This is a genomic window from Micromonospora sp. WMMD882 (genome assembly GCF_027497255.1).
In the GTDB taxonomy this organism is placed as follows: domain Bacteria; phylum Actinomycetota; class Actinomycetes; order Mycobacteriales; family Micromonosporaceae; genus Micromonospora.
Map to the genome: position 1 here is coordinate 5,741,736 of NZ_CP114903.1, position 13,582 is coordinate 5,755,317.

The following is a 13,582-nucleotide window of genomic DNA, read 5'->3' on the forward strand; positions in this document are numbered from 1 at the left end:
TTGACACCGTTGTTGCAGTTTATGGTTACCAGAGACTCTGTGTGCGCCTGGTGGATTGTGACCCCAGGCGCGCTTTGTTGTGTCCGGAGTTCTCCGGGCGGGGCGACCAGCAGCGACAGGTGTGCCGCGTACGTGGCGCGCTCCTCATCGCCGTCCGCAACGGGTGCGGGCGCGAAGTTCCGTCAAGGAGACGAAACAGATGGCAATTGGCACCGTCAAGTGGTTCAACGCTGACAAGGGCTTCGGCTTCATCACCCCGGACGGCGGCGGCGCTGACGTCTTCGCCCACTTCTCGGCGATCCAGACCTCCGGCTACCGGAGCCTGGACGAGAACCAGCGGGTCGAGTTCGAGGTGACCCAGGGTCAGAAGGGCCCGCAGGCGGAGAACATCCGTCCGCTCTGATCCCGCCCGGGATCCCGTACCACCCGCCACGCCCTTCGGGCGCGGTGACGCGGCCGGTCCGCAGCGCATCCGCGCGGGCCGGCCGCGTACCCCCTTCGGTTCGTGCTTGTGACCACCGCCACGTTCCTGTCTCGACAGGCGTGGGCCGGTGAAGCGCCGCGCGTCGGCGCTCCTCCTCGACACGTGCCGCGTCGAGGAAGGCCGCACCATGACCACAGTCGTTCCGTCGTTCACCGAGTTCGGGCTGCGGCCCGAACTCGTCGCCGAGTTGACCACGCAGGGCATCGCCCAACCGTTCCCGATCCAGGCGGCGACCCTGCCCGACTCGCTCGCCGGTCGGGACGTGCTCGGCCGGGGCCGCACCGGCTCCGGCAAGACGCTCGCCTTCGGCCTGCCCCTGCTGCACCGCACCGCCGGCCGTCGGGCCCGCGCGGGGCGTCCGCTGGCCCTGGTGCTGGTGCCCACCCGGGAACTGGCCCAGCAGGTCACCGCCGCGCTCACCCCGTACGCCCGGGCGCTCGGCCTGCGCTGCGCGACAGTGGTCGGCGGCCTGTCCCTGCAACGCCAGGCGGAGGCCCTGCGCGCCGGGGCCGAGGTGCTGGTGGCCACCCCGGGCCGGCTGCACGACCTGATCGACCGGGGCGACGCCCGGCTGGACCAGGTCACGGCCACCGTGCTGGACGAGGCCGACCAGATGGCCGACATGGGTTTCCTGCCGCAGGTCACCAAGTTGCTGGAGCAGGTCGCCCCGAACGGGCAGCGGATGCTCTTCTCGGCCACCCTGGACGGCGGCGTGGACCGGCTGGTCCGCCGCTTCCTGACCGACCCGGTCTCCCACTCGGTCGACCCGGGCACCGCCACGGTCACCGCGATGACCCACCACGTGCTGCACGTCGACGCGGCCGACAAGCCCGCCGCGCTCGCCCAGATCGCGGCCCGCGAGGGCCGCACCATCCTGTTCACCGGTACGAAGCACCGCGCCGACCGGCTCGCCCGGCAACTGCTCGCCAAGGGGGTACGCGCGGCGGCCCTGCACGGCGGCAAGTCGCAGCCCCAGCGGACCCGGATCCTGGAGCAGTTCCGCACCGGACTGGTGACCACCCTGGTCGCCACGGACGTGGCGGCGCGGGGCATCCACGTCGACGGCCTGGACCTGGTGGTGAACGCGGACCCGCCGACCGAGGCGAAGGACTACCTGCACCGGGGTGGCCGGACGGCCCGCGCGGGGGAGTCCGGCACCGTGGTCACCCTGGTCCTGCCGGAGCAGCGGCGGGACGTGGCCAAACTGATGAGCGTGGCCGGCATCCGGCCGCACTCGGCGCAGGTGCGCCCCGGTGACGAGGCCCTGGTCCGGGCGACCGGCGCCCGCGAGCCGTCCGGCGTGCCGGTCACCATCGCCCCGCCCCCGGCGTCCGCCCCCGCCAAGTCGCCGGCCCGACGCGCGGGTGGCCGAGGCAGGGCCACTGCCGCCACTGCCGCCGCGACTGCCGCCGCCGCGACTGCCGCCACCGGCGGTGCCACCGGCGGCGTGTTCGGGACGGCGGCCGGCGCCGACCGGGCCCCGCACCGCTCCTCGGCCCGCTCCCGCCGCCCGCGCCGCCCCCGCACCCCCTGACCGCTCCTCCGGCCTCCCGCCGGGTGGTCGCGACGCACGAGACAGGCCGGCTCCGGGTCGACGTCACGCTGTCCTCCCGCTTCCGGCCTTGCGTCACGACGCGTTCCCGGGTCGGTGGTCGGGTCGCGGCGCGTGTGCGGCTCCGGCACACCCTGCTCGTTCGGGCGTGGACCCGTGTGCAACGCCCGGGACCAGGCTCCGTCCACCCGGGCCGGGTTCCGTCCACCCGGGCCGGGTTTCGTCCACCCGGGCCGGGTTTCGTCCACCCGGGCCGGGTTTCGTCCACCCGGGCCGGGTTTCGTCCACCCGGGCCGGGTTTCGTCCACCCGGGCCGGGTTTCGTCGTCCCGGGCGTGTTCGTCCACCCCGGGGTAAGGGTTCTGCACGCTGTCGAGCTGCCCCGAATATGGGGCAGCCGGTCAATCAGCCAGCCGGTCAGTCAGTCGGCTCGGTCGGTCGGCTCGGCCGTCAGTCGGTCGGCTCGGTCAGTCGGTCGGCCTGGCCGGCAGCCCCCGCTCCGGGCGCCCAACCCGGTGACTCCCCAGCACCTCCGCGATCTCCGCGTCCGGTCAGGCGGTCGGCCCGCTCCGGAGGATCCGACCGACCGCCTCCGGCGTACGTCGCTCCGGCCGGTGTCCCGGCCGGTGGGCCCGGCAGGCGGCCGTCAGCCGACCGGTCGGCAGTTCGGGCAGCCGGGGCGGCATGCGGGGCGGTGGCCCTGCGGACAGTGGCGTCGGTGGATCATTCGGGGCGGCGTCGACATCGACCGGATGCCATCGTGCGGTATGAAGGCAGATCTGCACAGTTACCTGCAGGGCGGCCGCGACGCCCTGCTGTGGAAGCTCGACGGGCTCAGCGAGTACGACGTCCGACGGCCGTTGACCCGGACCGCGACCAACCTGCTCGGTCTGGTGAAGCACTCGGCGGCCATGGAGATCCTCTACTTCGGCGTCGTGAAAGGCCCACCTGACCGCCCCGTATCCGGGGCAGCTCGACAGTGTCGGCGACGGTACTGTCCCGCCGCCCGCCGCCCGCCGCCCGCCGCCCGCCGCCCGCCGCCCGCCGCCCGCCGCCCGCCGCCCGCCGCCCGCCGGGTTCCGGGCGGCGCGATTTCGGTGAACTGGTGGCGTCCTGTTGTCCGGACCGCGCTATTTCCGTGATCTGGTGCCGCTCCGTTCGACCGTTCGGTCAGCGGGGACCGGGCCGCACGGACCCGGCTCGGCGTCGGCCGTCGTGCCGGCGGGCCGATGTCGGCCGGGGGCGGTACCTTCCTCCCGTCGTCGTCGGACGTCGACGCTGAGTGGGGGATCAGCGCGGTTCGATGGTGGGCGTCGCGCGGCCGGGGGGCTGGCGGCGAGCGTAGGGGGGGCGCGGGTCGGTGGGGGCTGACCCGCCTGGTGATCCGGGGCGATGGGGATCGGCCCGTGTCAGGAGGGGTGACGATGGGGGTCCATGCTGGGGCGGTACGGGAGCTGCTGGTAGTGCTCGTGGTGGCCGGGGCCGGTCTGCTGTTGGCGCTGTTGGCGGCGTTCGGTCCCTGGCACCCGGGCGCGGGTGACCGCCGCCCGCCGGCCGTGGTGGTCGAGCTGCACAGCCCGGTCCGGCCGGCGGGCGCGGACGCCAACCCGGTCAGTTGACCGGGGTCTCGCGGCCGGGGGAGCTCGGCCGGCGGTCGGGGGCGAGCAGGTCGGCCAGGCTGGTCTGGTCGACCACCTGGGTGATCGCACCGTGTACGGCGAACCAGACGTCCCGTAGGCCGGTGGCGACGCCCTGGTAGCCGGCGGCGTCGGCGGGCAGGCCACGGACGCTGGTCAGGGTTCCGCCGACGGCGCGCAGCACGTCGCCGACGGTGATCTGGTCGGCTGGGCGGCTCAGCGTGTAGCCGCCCTCCGTGCCGCGGTGACTGACCAGGACGTCGGCCCGGCGCAGGTCGAGCAGGATCCCGTGCAGGACGCTGAGCGGGATCTGCTGGACCTGCGCCAGGGCGGCGGCCTTGACCGGCTCCCCGGAGGCGGTGTCGGCGATGGCCAGCACGGCACGGAGGGCGTAGTCGGCGCGGGCGGAGACGTGCACGGGTCAGAGGCTCCCCTGGTCGAGAACGCCCCAGCGGCGGCGGATCGCCTTGTCGGCCGCGCCGAACACCGCGTCGACGACCAGACCGACCACCAGGATGACGATCATGGTGGCGAGCAGCCAGGGCGCGTCGGACAACTCCCGTGAGTAGGTGAGCTGCGCGCCCAGCGAGGTCTGCGAGATGCCGACCACGATCAGCTCGCCGGCCATCAGGCTCCGCCAGGAGAAGGCCCAGCCCTGCTTGAGCCCGGCCACGATGGCGGGCAGCGCGGCGGGCGCGATCACGTACCGGTAGAGGTTCAGTCCGCGTGCGCCGAGGTTGCGGCCGGCGCGCAGCAGCAACGGCGGCACGTAGTCGACCCCGGCGATCACCCCGTTGGCGATGGACGGCGCCGCGCCGAGCACCACCACGAAGAAGATGGCCTGTTCGCTCAGCTCGAACAGCAGGATCGCCAGCGGGAACCAGGCGATCGACGGCATCGTCTGCAACGCCGTGATCATCGAGCCGATCGCGGCGCGCAGCACCCGGAAGCGGGCCACCGCGAGACCGACCAGCAGACCCACCGCGACGGAGAAGACGTACCCGACGGCGGCCCGGCGCAGGGTGGTCGCCATGCCGTCCCAGAGCTGCGCGGTGCCGGCCTGCCGGAACAGCTCCTCGCCGACGGCGACCGGGCCGGGCAGCGAGTACTCCGGTTTCCAGCCCGTCCAGACCACGACCTGCCACAGTGCCAGGGCGAGGCCGAACGCGGCCAGCTTGGGCCAGGTGGCCGACCAGAGCCGGGTGGCACGCGACGGCGGTCTCTCCTGGCCGGCGATCTCCAGCGCGTCCAGGCCGGAGAGTTCGGCGTCGGTCCGCGTCCCGCTGGTGAGGGTGTCACCGGCCATGGCGGCCCACCTCCGTACGGAGTCGGTCGGTGACCTCGGCGGCGATCGAGGCGACCTCGGGAGCGTCGATGCGTCGGGGGCGGGGCACGTCGACCCGGGTGGACCAGATGATCCGGCCGGGCCGGCTGGAGAGCAGGATGATCCGGTCGGCGAGCCGGGCCGCCTCGCGGACGTTGTGCGTCACGAACAGCACGGTCAGCTTCTGCTCGGACCAGATCCGTTCCAGCTCGTCGTGGAGGAGGTCCCGGGTCATCGCGTCGAGCGCGCCGAACGGCTCGTCCATCAGCAGGACCGGGGTGTCGAGGGCGAGGGTACGGGCCAGCGCGACCCGCTGCCGCATGCCGCCGGAGAGCTCGTGCGGACGTTTCCGGTCGAAGTCGGCCAGCCGGACGGCGCCCAGCAGCTCGGCGACCCGTTCCCGGCGGGCGGCGCGGGACAGGCCGCGCAGTTTCAGCGGAACCTCGACGTTGCCGGCCACGGTCAGCCAGGGGAAGAGGGCGGACTCCTGGAACATCAGCCCCGGGTCGACCCCGGTCCCGAGGTCGATCTCGCCGCTGGAGACCCGGTCCAGGCCGGCGACCAGGTTGAGCAGGGTGCTCTTGCCGCAGCCGGACGCGCCGACGAGGCAGACGAACTCGCCCGGCGCCACGTCGAGGGTGACGCCGTCCAGCGCGAGGACGGCGCCCTCGCCGCGTCCGTACACCTTGGTCACGCCGCGTAGCGCGATCGCACCTGTCGCGCTACGCGGCGTCGTCGTGGTCGACGTCACGGCTGGACGACCTCGGGTTTGCCCTGGGCCTTGAGCACCTCGTTGAGGTACTTCAGGTCGTACAGGCCGTCGAGGTCGACCGGCTGGGTGAGGCCGACGGCGACGGCGTGGTCCAGCCCCGTCTTGAGCGACGAGGGGATCGGGTCGTTGGTGAACTCCAACGTGGGCCAGGCCTGCTTGATCAGCTTGAGGTCCAGCGGCTTGCCGGTGATCTTGCCGAGGTGGTCGGAGATCGCCTGCTGCGCCTCGTCGGGGTTGGTGTTGACGAACTCGTTCGCGGCCACCTGGGCCTCGACCAGCTTCTGCACCACGTCCGGATGGTCCTTGAGGAACTTCGCGCTGACGATGAGGTTGGTGATGACGAACTTGCGGTCCGGCCAGAGGTCCCGCTCGTCGACGAGCACCTTGCCGCCGGCGTTGACCAGTCGGGAGACGAACGGCTCGGGCACCCAGGCCCCGTCGATCGCGCCGCTGCCGAAGGTCTCGACGGTCTGCGCGTTCTCCTGCGGGACGATCTTGACGTCGCCGCCGCCCTCCTTGGTGGTCTCGATGCCCTTCTCCTTGAGCCAGAAGCGCAGCGCGACGTCCTGGGTGTTGCCGAGCTGCGGGGTGGCGATCTTCTTGCCCTTGAGCTGCTCGACCGAGGTGATCCCGGGCTTGACGACCAGCGCCACCCCGCCGGAGGCCGCGCCGGAGATCACCCGGACCGCCTCGCCGTTGCTCTTGGAGTGGGCGTTGACCGTCGGGTTCGGGCCGATGTAGGTGGCGTCCAGCGCGCCGGAGAAGATCGCCTCGATGGCGGCCGGGCCGGCGTTGAAGGTCTTGGGCTCCAGCTTGACGTCCGCGCCGAGCTTCTCGGCGAAGATGCCCTTCTCGACGCCGACGACCGCCGGCGCGTGGGTGATGTTGGGGAAGTAGCCCAGGCGCAGGGTCGTCGACCCGGAGGAGCCGCCGGCCGCGCCCGCGTCGTCCTCGCCGCCGCAGGCGGTCAGGGCCGCCAGCCCGACCAGCGCCACGGCCGCCAGGGACCACGTCCGACGATGGGGGTGCCGTCTCATCCCGCTGATTCCAATCTGCAGTATTCCTACTTGGTAGGTAGGAAGAGTGGACCAGGGGGCGGGTGGCGTCAAGCGCCGACCGGATCGCGGGAAAACGACATCGGGGCTATCCCGGTTTTCCTATCTCTTTGGTAGGTTAACCGGACGGCGTCTCCGGTCGGGCGCACCTGGAGGAGGCCGAGCGGGTCGGCGCGGAGGCGCTGTCCCTGGTGTCCGCCCGGCCGACGCCGGCCGCCACCGGGGGCGGCTCCGGGCGCGTGGAGGTCCCGACACGTTAGGGTCGACGGGTGGCGGCGCGGAGATCCAGAATTCCAGCGACGAAGTACCCGGTGGAACGCTTCACCCTCGACAACGGCCTGCGGGTGGTGCTCACCCCGGACCGCAGCGCCCCGGTGATCGGGGTGGCGGTGGTCTACGACGTGGGCATCCGGTCCGAGCCGCAGGGCCGGACCGGCTTCGCCCACCTCTTCGAGCACCTGATGTTCCAGGGCTCCGAGAACCTGGAGAAGCTGGCCCACTTCCGGCACGTGCAGGGCGCGGGCGGCACCTTCAACGGCTCCACCCACCTGGACTACACCGACTACTACGAGACCCTGCCGGGCAACGCGCTGGAACGGGCCCTCTTCCTGGAGGCCGACCGGATGCGCGGCCCCCGGCTGACCGAGGAGAACCTGCGCAACCAGGTCGACGTGGTCAAGGAGGAGATCCGGGTCAACGTGCTCAACCGCCCGTACGGCGGGTTCCCCTGGCTGACCCTGTCGCCGGTGGCGTTCGACACCTACCCCAACGCGCACGACGGCTACGGCTCGTTCGAGGACCTGGAGTCGGCCACCGTCGACGAGGCGGTCGACTTCTTCCGCCGCTACTACGCCTGCGGCAACGCGGTGCTGGCGGTCAGCGGGGACGTCGACGTCGCCGAGGCCACCGCGCTGGTCGAGCGGCACTTCGGGGACGTCGAGGCGCGTCCCGCCCCGACCCGGCCGGATTTCGCCGAGCCCGACCTGACCGTGGAACGGCGTTCGTCGTACACCGACCGGCTGGCCCCCATGCCGGCGGTGGCGAGCGCCTGGCGGGTGCCGGACCCGCTCACCGACTTCACCGGCTACCTCGCGTACGTGGTGCTCGCCGAGGTGCTCACCGACGGCGACGCGTCCCGGCTGGTGGAGCGGCTGGTCCAGCGGGAGCGGCGGGTCACCAGCACCGGCGGCTACCTCGGTTTCATGGGTGACCCGTTCGACGTGCGGGACCCGACGGTGCTGATCCTCCAGCACCACCTGCCGCCCGGCGGGGACGTGGACAAGGTCCTCGCCATCGTCGACGAGGAGCTCGACCGGCTCGCCACCGACGGCCTGACCGACGGCGAGCTGGCCCGGACCCAGGCCCGGATGGCCACCCACCTGCTGCGGGACACCGACGCGGTGCTCGGCCGGGCGCTGCGGATGGCCGTGCTCGAACAGCAGCGCGGCGAGCCCGGCCTGCTCAACGAGCTGCCCCGGCTGGTCGGCGAGGTCACCGGGGAGCAGGTCCGCGCCGCCGCCGCCACCCTGCGGCCCGAGCGTCGGGCGTCCATCGAGGTCGTTCCCGGAGGTGCCCGGTGACCCCACCGACCCTGACCAACCCGACCCCGACCGCCCGGCGGGAGCTGCCGCCGCTCGGCCCGGTGGGCCGGCTGAAGCTGCCCCGGCAGGCCGAGCGGACGTTCGCCAACGGCCTCACGGTGATCGTGGTGCGGCGTCCGGCGGTGCCCCTGGTCGAGCTGCGGCTGTGGATGCCGTTCGGCCGGGCCCACGCCGCCCGGGGCACGCTGCTCGCGCAGACCCTGCTCGCCGGCACCGAACGGATGTCCAGCGTGCAGATCGCCGCCGAGTTGCAGGCGGTGGGCGGCGGGCTGTCCGCCGGGGTCGACCCGGACCGGCTGATGCTCTCCGGGGTGGGCCTGGTCACCGGGCTGGACCGGATGCTGGACATCCTCGCCGACGTGCTGACCGGCGCGACGTACCCGGCCGACGAGGTGGCCACCGAGCGGGCGCACACCGTCGACCGGATCGAGATGGCGCAGAGCCAGCCGGCGCACCTGGCCCGGGTGGCGCTGCTGCGGCGGATCTACGGCCGGCACCCGTACGCGGAGCAGACCCCGGAGCCGGAGCAGGTCCGGGCGGTACGGCCGGCGGCGCTGCGCCGGCTGCACGCCGAGCGGGTCCACCCGCAGGGCGCGGTGCTGGTGCTGGTCGGCGACGTGCAGCCGGACCGGGCGCTGGACGCGGCGGAACGCGCGCTCGGCGGCTGGCAGGGCGCCGGCCGGGAGGTGGCGCTGCCGCCCGTCCCGCCGCTGGCGCCGGGGCCGATCCGGCTGGTGGACCGGCCCGGCTCGGTGCAGTCGTCGGTGCGGATCGCCCTGCCGGCGGTCGGCCGCACCCATCCCGACCACGCCGCCCTGCAACTGGCGAACCTCCTCTTCGGCGGCTACTTCTCCTCCCGCTGGGTGGAGAACATCCGGGAGGACAAGGGCTACACGTACGGCCCGTACTCGGTGGTGGAGCACTCGGTGGCCGGTTCGGTGCTGGTCGCCGCGGCGGACGTGGCGACCGAGGTGACCGGGCCGGCGCTGCTGGAGACGGTCTACGAGCTGGGCAGGCTGGCCTCGCTGCCACCCGCCGCCGACGAGCTGGAGCAGGCCCGCCGGTACGCCCTGGGCAGTCTCCAGCTCGGCATGTCCACCCAGTCCGGTCTGGCCTCGCTGACCAGCGCGTACGCCGGCAGCGGGCTGCGCCTGGACTTCCTCGCCGAGCACGCCGCCCGGCTGGCGAAGGCCACCGTGGACGACGTCGCCGAGGCGGCGGCCCGGTACCTCGCGCCCGCGCGGGCGGTCACCGTGGTGCTCGGGGACGCCGAGCGGATCGCCCCCGGCGTGGCGGTGCTCGGCCCGGTGGAGTCGGAACCGGCGTCCACATGACCCGGGCCGGCAGCGTCCCCGGGTCGGCGGTCGACGCCGGGGCGCCCCCGCTGGCCCGGGTGGTCCTCGACCGGGCGGCGCAGCACCGTACCGACCCGGAGTGGCTGGCCGCGGCCTGGCGGCGGGGCCGGGTGCTGGTGGTGGACGCCGCGGCCGGGGGCCGGACCCTGGTCGTGGCCGACCGTGACCCGCCGGCGCTGCGGCTGGTGGACCCGTCGGACGCGCCGGACGCGCCCCCGATGTTCCTCGGCGTCCAGCCCGACGGGGCGCCGGTCTTCGCGGTGGACGCCGCCCTGCCCACGGTGCCGGGCGCCCGGGCGGCCGGGATCCGGGAGGTCGGGCATCTGCTCGGCGACCGGGACGCGGCCCTGCTCATCACGGCGTTGGCGTTGGCGAACTGGCATGTGCGGCACGGCTTCTCGGCGGCCACCGGTGATCCGACCACCCCGGACGAGGGTGGCTGGTCGCGGGTGGACGCGCACGGCAGCCGGGTGTGGCCGCGTACCGATCCGGCGATGATCGTGCTGGTGCACGACGGGGCGGTCGGTCCGGCGGGGCGTTGCCTGCTGGCCAACAACGCGACCTGGCCGGTGTCTCCGGGCGGTCGCCGGTTCTCCTGCCTGGCCGGCTACGTGGAGCCGGGTGAGTCGGCGGAGGCCACGGTCGTCCGTGAGGTGGCCGAGGAGGTCGGCGTCGCGGTCACCGGGATCACGTACGTCGGCAGCCAGCCCTGGCCGTTCCCCGGCTCGTTGATGCTCGGGTTCCTGGCCCGGGCCGATCCGGCGCAGCCGTTGCGGCTGGAACCGGCGGAGATCGCGCAGGCCCGGTGGTTCTCCCGGCGGGAGGTCGCCGACGCGATCGCCGGTGGGGCGGTGGACGTGGGGGACGGCGACCGGCTGCTGCTGCCGCCACCGTTGTCGATCGCGCGTTTCCTGCTCGACCGCTGGCTGGGCCTGACCGGCTGACCCCGACCGGCTGACCCTGGCCGCTCGGTCGGCGGTGGGACGGTCGGGCCGCCGCGTCCGGTCGGCGGACGTGGCGGCCCCCGGTCGGAGATGGTCAGCGGAGGTCGAACTCCCCGTTGCGCGCGCCGGTGAGGAAGCCGGCCCACGGCGCCCGGTCGAAGAACAGCACCGGCCCGCTGCGGTCCTTGCTGTCCCGCAACGCCACCGCCGCCGGACCGGTGCGCAGCGGCGCGACCTCGACGCAGTTGGACGTCTGGCTGCGCGAGCTGGTGCGCCAGGGGGCGCCCGCCAGCTGGGCGACGGTGCCGGACGCGGTCTCGTGGATCTGGTTCATGGCCTGCTCCTGGTCGTGAGCTCCGATGGGGCGAGTGGCCCGCCAGCTCCGGCAGGCGGCCCCGGTCAGCGCTCCGTCAGCCGAGCGGATCGGCTGCGGCGTTGGGCCGGCGTCGTTGGCGGCCCGTACGCCACCGTGGACGGTGCCGCCGTCTCGGTCACCCGTTCCGAGGCGTTGCTCAGCCAGGAGAGGGAGTCCGATGGGGAGCGTGCCGCCGCGCGCAGCCACTCGAAGACCATTTTATAGCGATTAAGGGCTTTTGCCTCGTGTGACACGACGTCGGTGAAACCTCCTTCGATGGCCAGCGTCTCCGGGTCGGCCGGGTCGGGAAAGCGGTAGAGCGAGAACGCCGTCGGGGGGAGGTACCACTCGCCGATGGTGGCGTCCCGGGGCAGCACCAGGATCGTCACGTTGGGCAGCGCCGCCAGCTCGCACAACTTGGCCAACTGCTCCCGGATCACCTCCGGCGGCCCGGCCCGCCGACTGAGCGCGCCCTCCTCCAGCACCGCCGTGTAGCGGGGCGCGTCGACCGGCTGCAACAACGCCTGCCGGGCCAGCCGCGCGTCGACCTCCGTCTCGACCGTCTGCGGGTCGGCGTCCTCGTCGGCGAACTGGGCCGAGACGATCCGGACCCGGGCGTACGTGGCGGTCTGGAGCAGGCCCGGCACCAGGACGGGGTTGTACTCGCGGATCTCCGCGCAACCCGCCTCCAGTTCGGCGTAGCTGCGCTGGTGCTCGGTCATCGCCCCGTACGATCTGAGCCAGGCTCGCATGTCGCCGGCCTCAAGGGTGATCGCGGTCAGCTCGGCGCGGATCGCGTCGGCCGCGCCGTAGAGATCCAACAGGCTGGAGACGTCCTGCGGGTCCGGGCGACTGCGGCCGTTCTCCAGTCGGGACAGCTTGGAAGCCGAGGCCCAACCGACCCGTTCGATGACCTGTTCGCCGGTGAGGCCGGACGCCTCACGCAGACTGCGTAGTTCGTGGCCGAGCCGGCGTCGCCGCAGGATCGGGCTGGGTACGGCAGGAGGCACGGCGTCCTCTTCTCCGTCGGGCCGTCGCAGACGCGACGGTAACTGAATGGCACTGGCCCCCCACGGCCAGTATGGACGGCGCGGCCGGCCCTCGACGTCCCACGCCGGGCGTGTCTCGAAAAAGGAGGACCGGAACCGGTGCCGCCCAGCCTGCCGAACCACCTCGAGTCCCCTGAGCGATACTTCCATTCCTCGTCGGAAGGACCCTGATGCACACCGTCCTGCGCCGTCCCGACTTCCGGCTGCTCTTCGGCGCGTTGGTGGCGAGCATGACCGCCGAGTCGATCCTCGTGCTCGCCCTGGCGATCTGGGTCAAGGACCTGACCGGGTCCGACGGGATGGCCGGCGCGGTGATCTTCGCGGTGGTCGCGCCGAAGACCCTCGCCCCCCTGGTCGGCTGGGTGGTCGACAGGCACCGCCGCAAGCCCTTCTTCGTGGTCGCGAACGTCGTGGCGGCGGCCCTGCTCATCCCGCTGCTGACCGTCCGGACCAGCGCCGACGTGTGGATCGTCTACCTGGTCGGGGCGTGCTACGGGCTGTCCTCGATCGCCCTCAACGCCGCGATCAGCGGGCTGATCCGCACCCTCGTGCCGATCGCGCTGCTGGCCGAGGCGAACGCCGCCCGGCAGACCGTGCGGCAGGGGCTACGGCTGGGCGGCCCGCTGGCCGGCGCGGCCCTCTACGCCGCCGCCGGTGGCTGGGCGCTCACCGTCATCGGCATCACCGGGTTCGTCGTCGCCGCCGCCGTGGCGGCCCTGCTGCGGGCGGCCGAGCCGGGCGCCCCGTCCCGGCTGGGCCGGACCCCGGCCGAGCTGAGCGCCGGCCTGCGGCACCTCACCACCGAGCCGGCGCTGCGCCGGGCCCTGCTCGGGTACGGGCTGGCCTCGCTGGTGATCGGCTTCACCGAGGCGTTGCTGTTCGCGTACGTGGAGCGGGGGCTGGACCGCCCGTCCGCCTTCGTCGGGGTGCTGTTCAGCGTGCAGGGCGTGGGCGGGCTGGTCGGCGCGCTGGTCTCCCCGGTCGCCGTCCGGCGGGTCGGCGAGGTGGGCGCGCTCGCCGCCGGGGTGGGGCTGTTCGGGGCGGCGGCGCTGACCCTGACGTACCCGAGTCTCTGGCTCGCCGTCACGGCGCTGCTGCTGGCCGGTCTCTCCCTGCCGCTGACCACCGTCGGATTGCACACGCTGGTGCAGCGGCGGACCGCGCCGGCGCTGATCGGCCGGGCCACGGCGGCCTCGGACGCGCTGGTCAGCGCGCCACAGGCGGTGTCCATCGGCACCGGGGCGCTGCTGGTCGCGGTGCTCGACTACCGGGTGCTGTTCCTGTTCGTCGGGGTGGTGACCCTGGCCGCCGCCGGCTACCTGTGGCGGGGCCGCCGCTTCTCGCCGCCGCTGGCCCGACCCGGCATCCCCACCCAACGGCGACCCCCGACCGGCGACCACGCCGACCACGAGGTCGTCGCCTCGACCCGCCGGGACCGGTGACGACCTCGTGGGA

Annotated in this window: 13 protein-coding genes and 1 pseudogene; 8 read left to right on the forward strand and 6 right to left on the reverse strand. The window is 73.6% G+C overall.

Going from position 1 to position 13,582, the window contains the following annotated elements; all coding sequences use genetic code 11:
* The first annotated feature begins 199 nt into the window (after window positions 1–199).
* The 4 genes and pseudogenes from O7606_RS24760 (at window position 200) to O7606_RS24775 (ending at window position 3,654) form a co-directional block, all read left to right on the forward strand.
* Complete coding sequence (locus tag O7606_RS24760; RefSeq protein WP_067374184.1) at window positions 200–403, forward strand: cold-shock protein; 204 nt, start codon at window positions 200–202, stop codon at window positions 401–403.
* Window positions 404–611: 208 nt separating this feature from the next.
* A complete protein-coding gene (locus O7606_RS24765) occupies window positions 612–2,018 on the forward strand; it encodes a DEAD/DEAH box helicase (protein ID WP_281596396.1) in 1,407 nt (468 codons plus the stop codon).
* Window positions 2,019–2,802: 784 nt separating this feature from the next.
* A pseudogene (locus O7606_RS24770) lies at window positions 2,803–2,985 on the forward strand (DUF664 domain-containing protein); the annotation flags it as partial.
* Window positions 2,986–3,459: 474 nt separating this feature from the next.
* On the forward strand, window positions 3,460–3,654 hold the full coding sequence (locus tag O7606_RS24775) for a hypothetical protein (RefSeq protein ID WP_281596397.1): 195 nt from the start codon (window positions 3,460–3,462) through the stop codon (window positions 3,652–3,654).
* Here O7606_RS24775 and O7606_RS24780 read toward each other — a convergent pair.
* The 4 genes from O7606_RS24780 to O7606_RS24795 are packed head-to-tail and all read right to left on the reverse strand — an operon-like array spanning window position 3,647 to window position 6,805.
* A complete protein-coding gene (locus tag O7606_RS24780) occupies window positions 3,647–4,090 on the reverse strand; it encodes an Rrf2 family transcriptional regulator (RefSeq protein WP_281596398.1) in 444 nt (147 codons plus the stop codon). The two genes, O7606_RS24775 and O7606_RS24780, sit on opposite strands and share 8 nt — an antisense overlap.
* Before the next feature lie 3 nt (window positions 4,091–4,093).
* Complete coding sequence (locus tag O7606_RS24785; RefSeq protein WP_281596399.1) at window positions 4,094–4,978, reverse strand: ABC transporter permease; 885 nt, start codon at window positions 4,976–4,978, stop codon at window positions 4,094–4,096.
* Window positions 4,968–5,747 (reverse strand): ABC transporter ATP-binding protein, encoded by a 780-nt coding sequence (locus tag O7606_RS24790; protein ID WP_281596400.1) that lies wholly within the window; start codon window positions 5,745–5,747, stop codon window positions 4,968–4,970. The genes O7606_RS24785 and O7606_RS24790 overlap by 11 nt, the downstream gene beginning before the upstream one ends.
* Entirely contained in the window at window positions 5,744–6,805 is a 1,062-nt protein-coding gene (locus O7606_RS24795; protein WP_281596401.1) for an ABC transporter substrate-binding protein, read from the reverse strand. The genes O7606_RS24790 and O7606_RS24795 overlap by 4 nt, the downstream gene beginning before the upstream one ends.
* A 287-nt stretch (window positions 6,806–7,092) precedes the next feature.
* Here O7606_RS24795 and O7606_RS24800 point away from each other — a divergent pair, with 287 nt between their 5' ends.
* From O7606_RS24800 to nudC, 3 genes are read left to right on the forward strand one after another with little or no spacing between them, the layout of a single operon-like run.
* Window positions 7,093–8,403 (forward strand): pitrilysin family protein, encoded by a 1,311-nt coding sequence (locus O7606_RS24800; protein WP_281596402.1) that lies wholly within the window; start codon window positions 7,093–7,095, stop codon window positions 8,401–8,403.
* Window positions 8,404–8,414: 11 nt separating this feature from the next.
* Window positions 8,415–9,758: a pitrilysin family protein gene (locus O7606_RS24805; protein ID WP_281599863.1), complete on the forward strand. Its 1,344-nt coding sequence runs from the start codon at window positions 8,415–8,417 to the stop codon at window positions 9,756–9,758.
* The gene (gene nudC, locus O7606_RS24810) at window positions 9,755–10,723 is read left to right on the forward strand and encodes an NAD(+) diphosphatase (RefSeq protein WP_281596403.1); all 969 of its coding nucleotides are present in this window, start codon (window positions 9,755–9,757) and stop codon (window positions 10,721–10,723) included. The genes O7606_RS24805 and nudC overlap by 4 nt, the downstream gene beginning before the upstream one ends.
* A gap of 94 nt (window positions 10,724–10,817) precedes the next feature.
* On the opposite strand, the gene O7606_RS24815 is transcribed toward nudC, so the two are convergent.
* On the reverse strand, window positions 10,818–11,057 hold the full coding sequence (locus O7606_RS24815) for a DUF397 domain-containing protein (protein ID WP_281596404.1): 240 nt from the start codon (window positions 11,055–11,057) through the stop codon (window positions 10,818–10,820).
* Between the two features lie 65 nt (window positions 11,058–11,122).
* Window positions 11,123–12,088: a helix-turn-helix transcriptional regulator gene (locus O7606_RS24820; RefSeq protein ID WP_281596405.1), complete on the reverse strand. Its 966-nt coding sequence runs from the start codon at window positions 12,086–12,088 to the stop codon at window positions 11,123–11,125.
* A gap of 209 nt (window positions 12,089–12,297) precedes the next feature.
* Here O7606_RS24820 and O7606_RS24825 point away from each other — a divergent pair, with 209 nt between their 5' ends.
* Window positions 12,298–13,569 carry an MFS transporter gene (locus O7606_RS24825; protein ID WP_281596406.1) on the forward strand — a complete coding sequence of 424 codons (1,272 nt, stop codon included), beginning with the start codon at window positions 12,298–12,300 and terminating at the stop codon, window positions 13,567–13,569.
* Window positions 13,570–13,582 lie beyond the last annotated feature (13 nt).

What these genes read in the sequence shown, in the direction of transcription:
- O7606_RS24760 (WP_067374184.1), top strand. Translation starts at nt 200, where the DNA reads ATGGCAATTGGCACCGTCAAGTGGTTCAACGCTGACAAGGGCTTCGGC.
- O7606_RS24765 (WP_281596396.1), top strand. Translation starts at nt 612, where the DNA reads ATGACCACAGTCGTTCCGTCGTTCACCGAGTTCGGGCTGCGGCCCGAA.
- O7606_RS24775 (WP_281596397.1), top strand. Translation starts at nt 3,460, where the DNA reads ATGGGGGTCCATGCTGGGGCGGTACGGGAGCTGCTGGTAGTGCTCGTG.
- O7606_RS24785 (WP_281596399.1), bottom strand. Translation starts at nt 4,978, where the DNA reads ATGGCCGGTGACACCCTCACCAGCGGGACGCGGACCGACGCCGAACTC.
- O7606_RS24795 (WP_281596401.1), bottom strand. Translation starts at nt 6,805, where the DNA reads ATGAGACGGCACCCCCATCGTCGGACGTGGTCCCTGGCGGCCGTGGCG.
- nudC (WP_281596403.1), top strand. Translation starts at nt 9,755, where the DNA reads ATGACCCGGGCCGGCAGCGTCCCCGGGTCGGCGGTCGACGCCGGGGCG.
- O7606_RS24815 (WP_281596404.1), bottom strand. Translation starts at nt 11,057, where the DNA reads ATGAACCAGATCCACGAGACCGCGTCCGGCACCGTCGCCCAGCTGGCG.
- O7606_RS24825 (WP_281596406.1), top strand. Translation starts at nt 12,298, where the DNA reads ATGCACACCGTCCTGCGCCGTCCCGACTTCCGGCTGCTCTTCGGCGCG.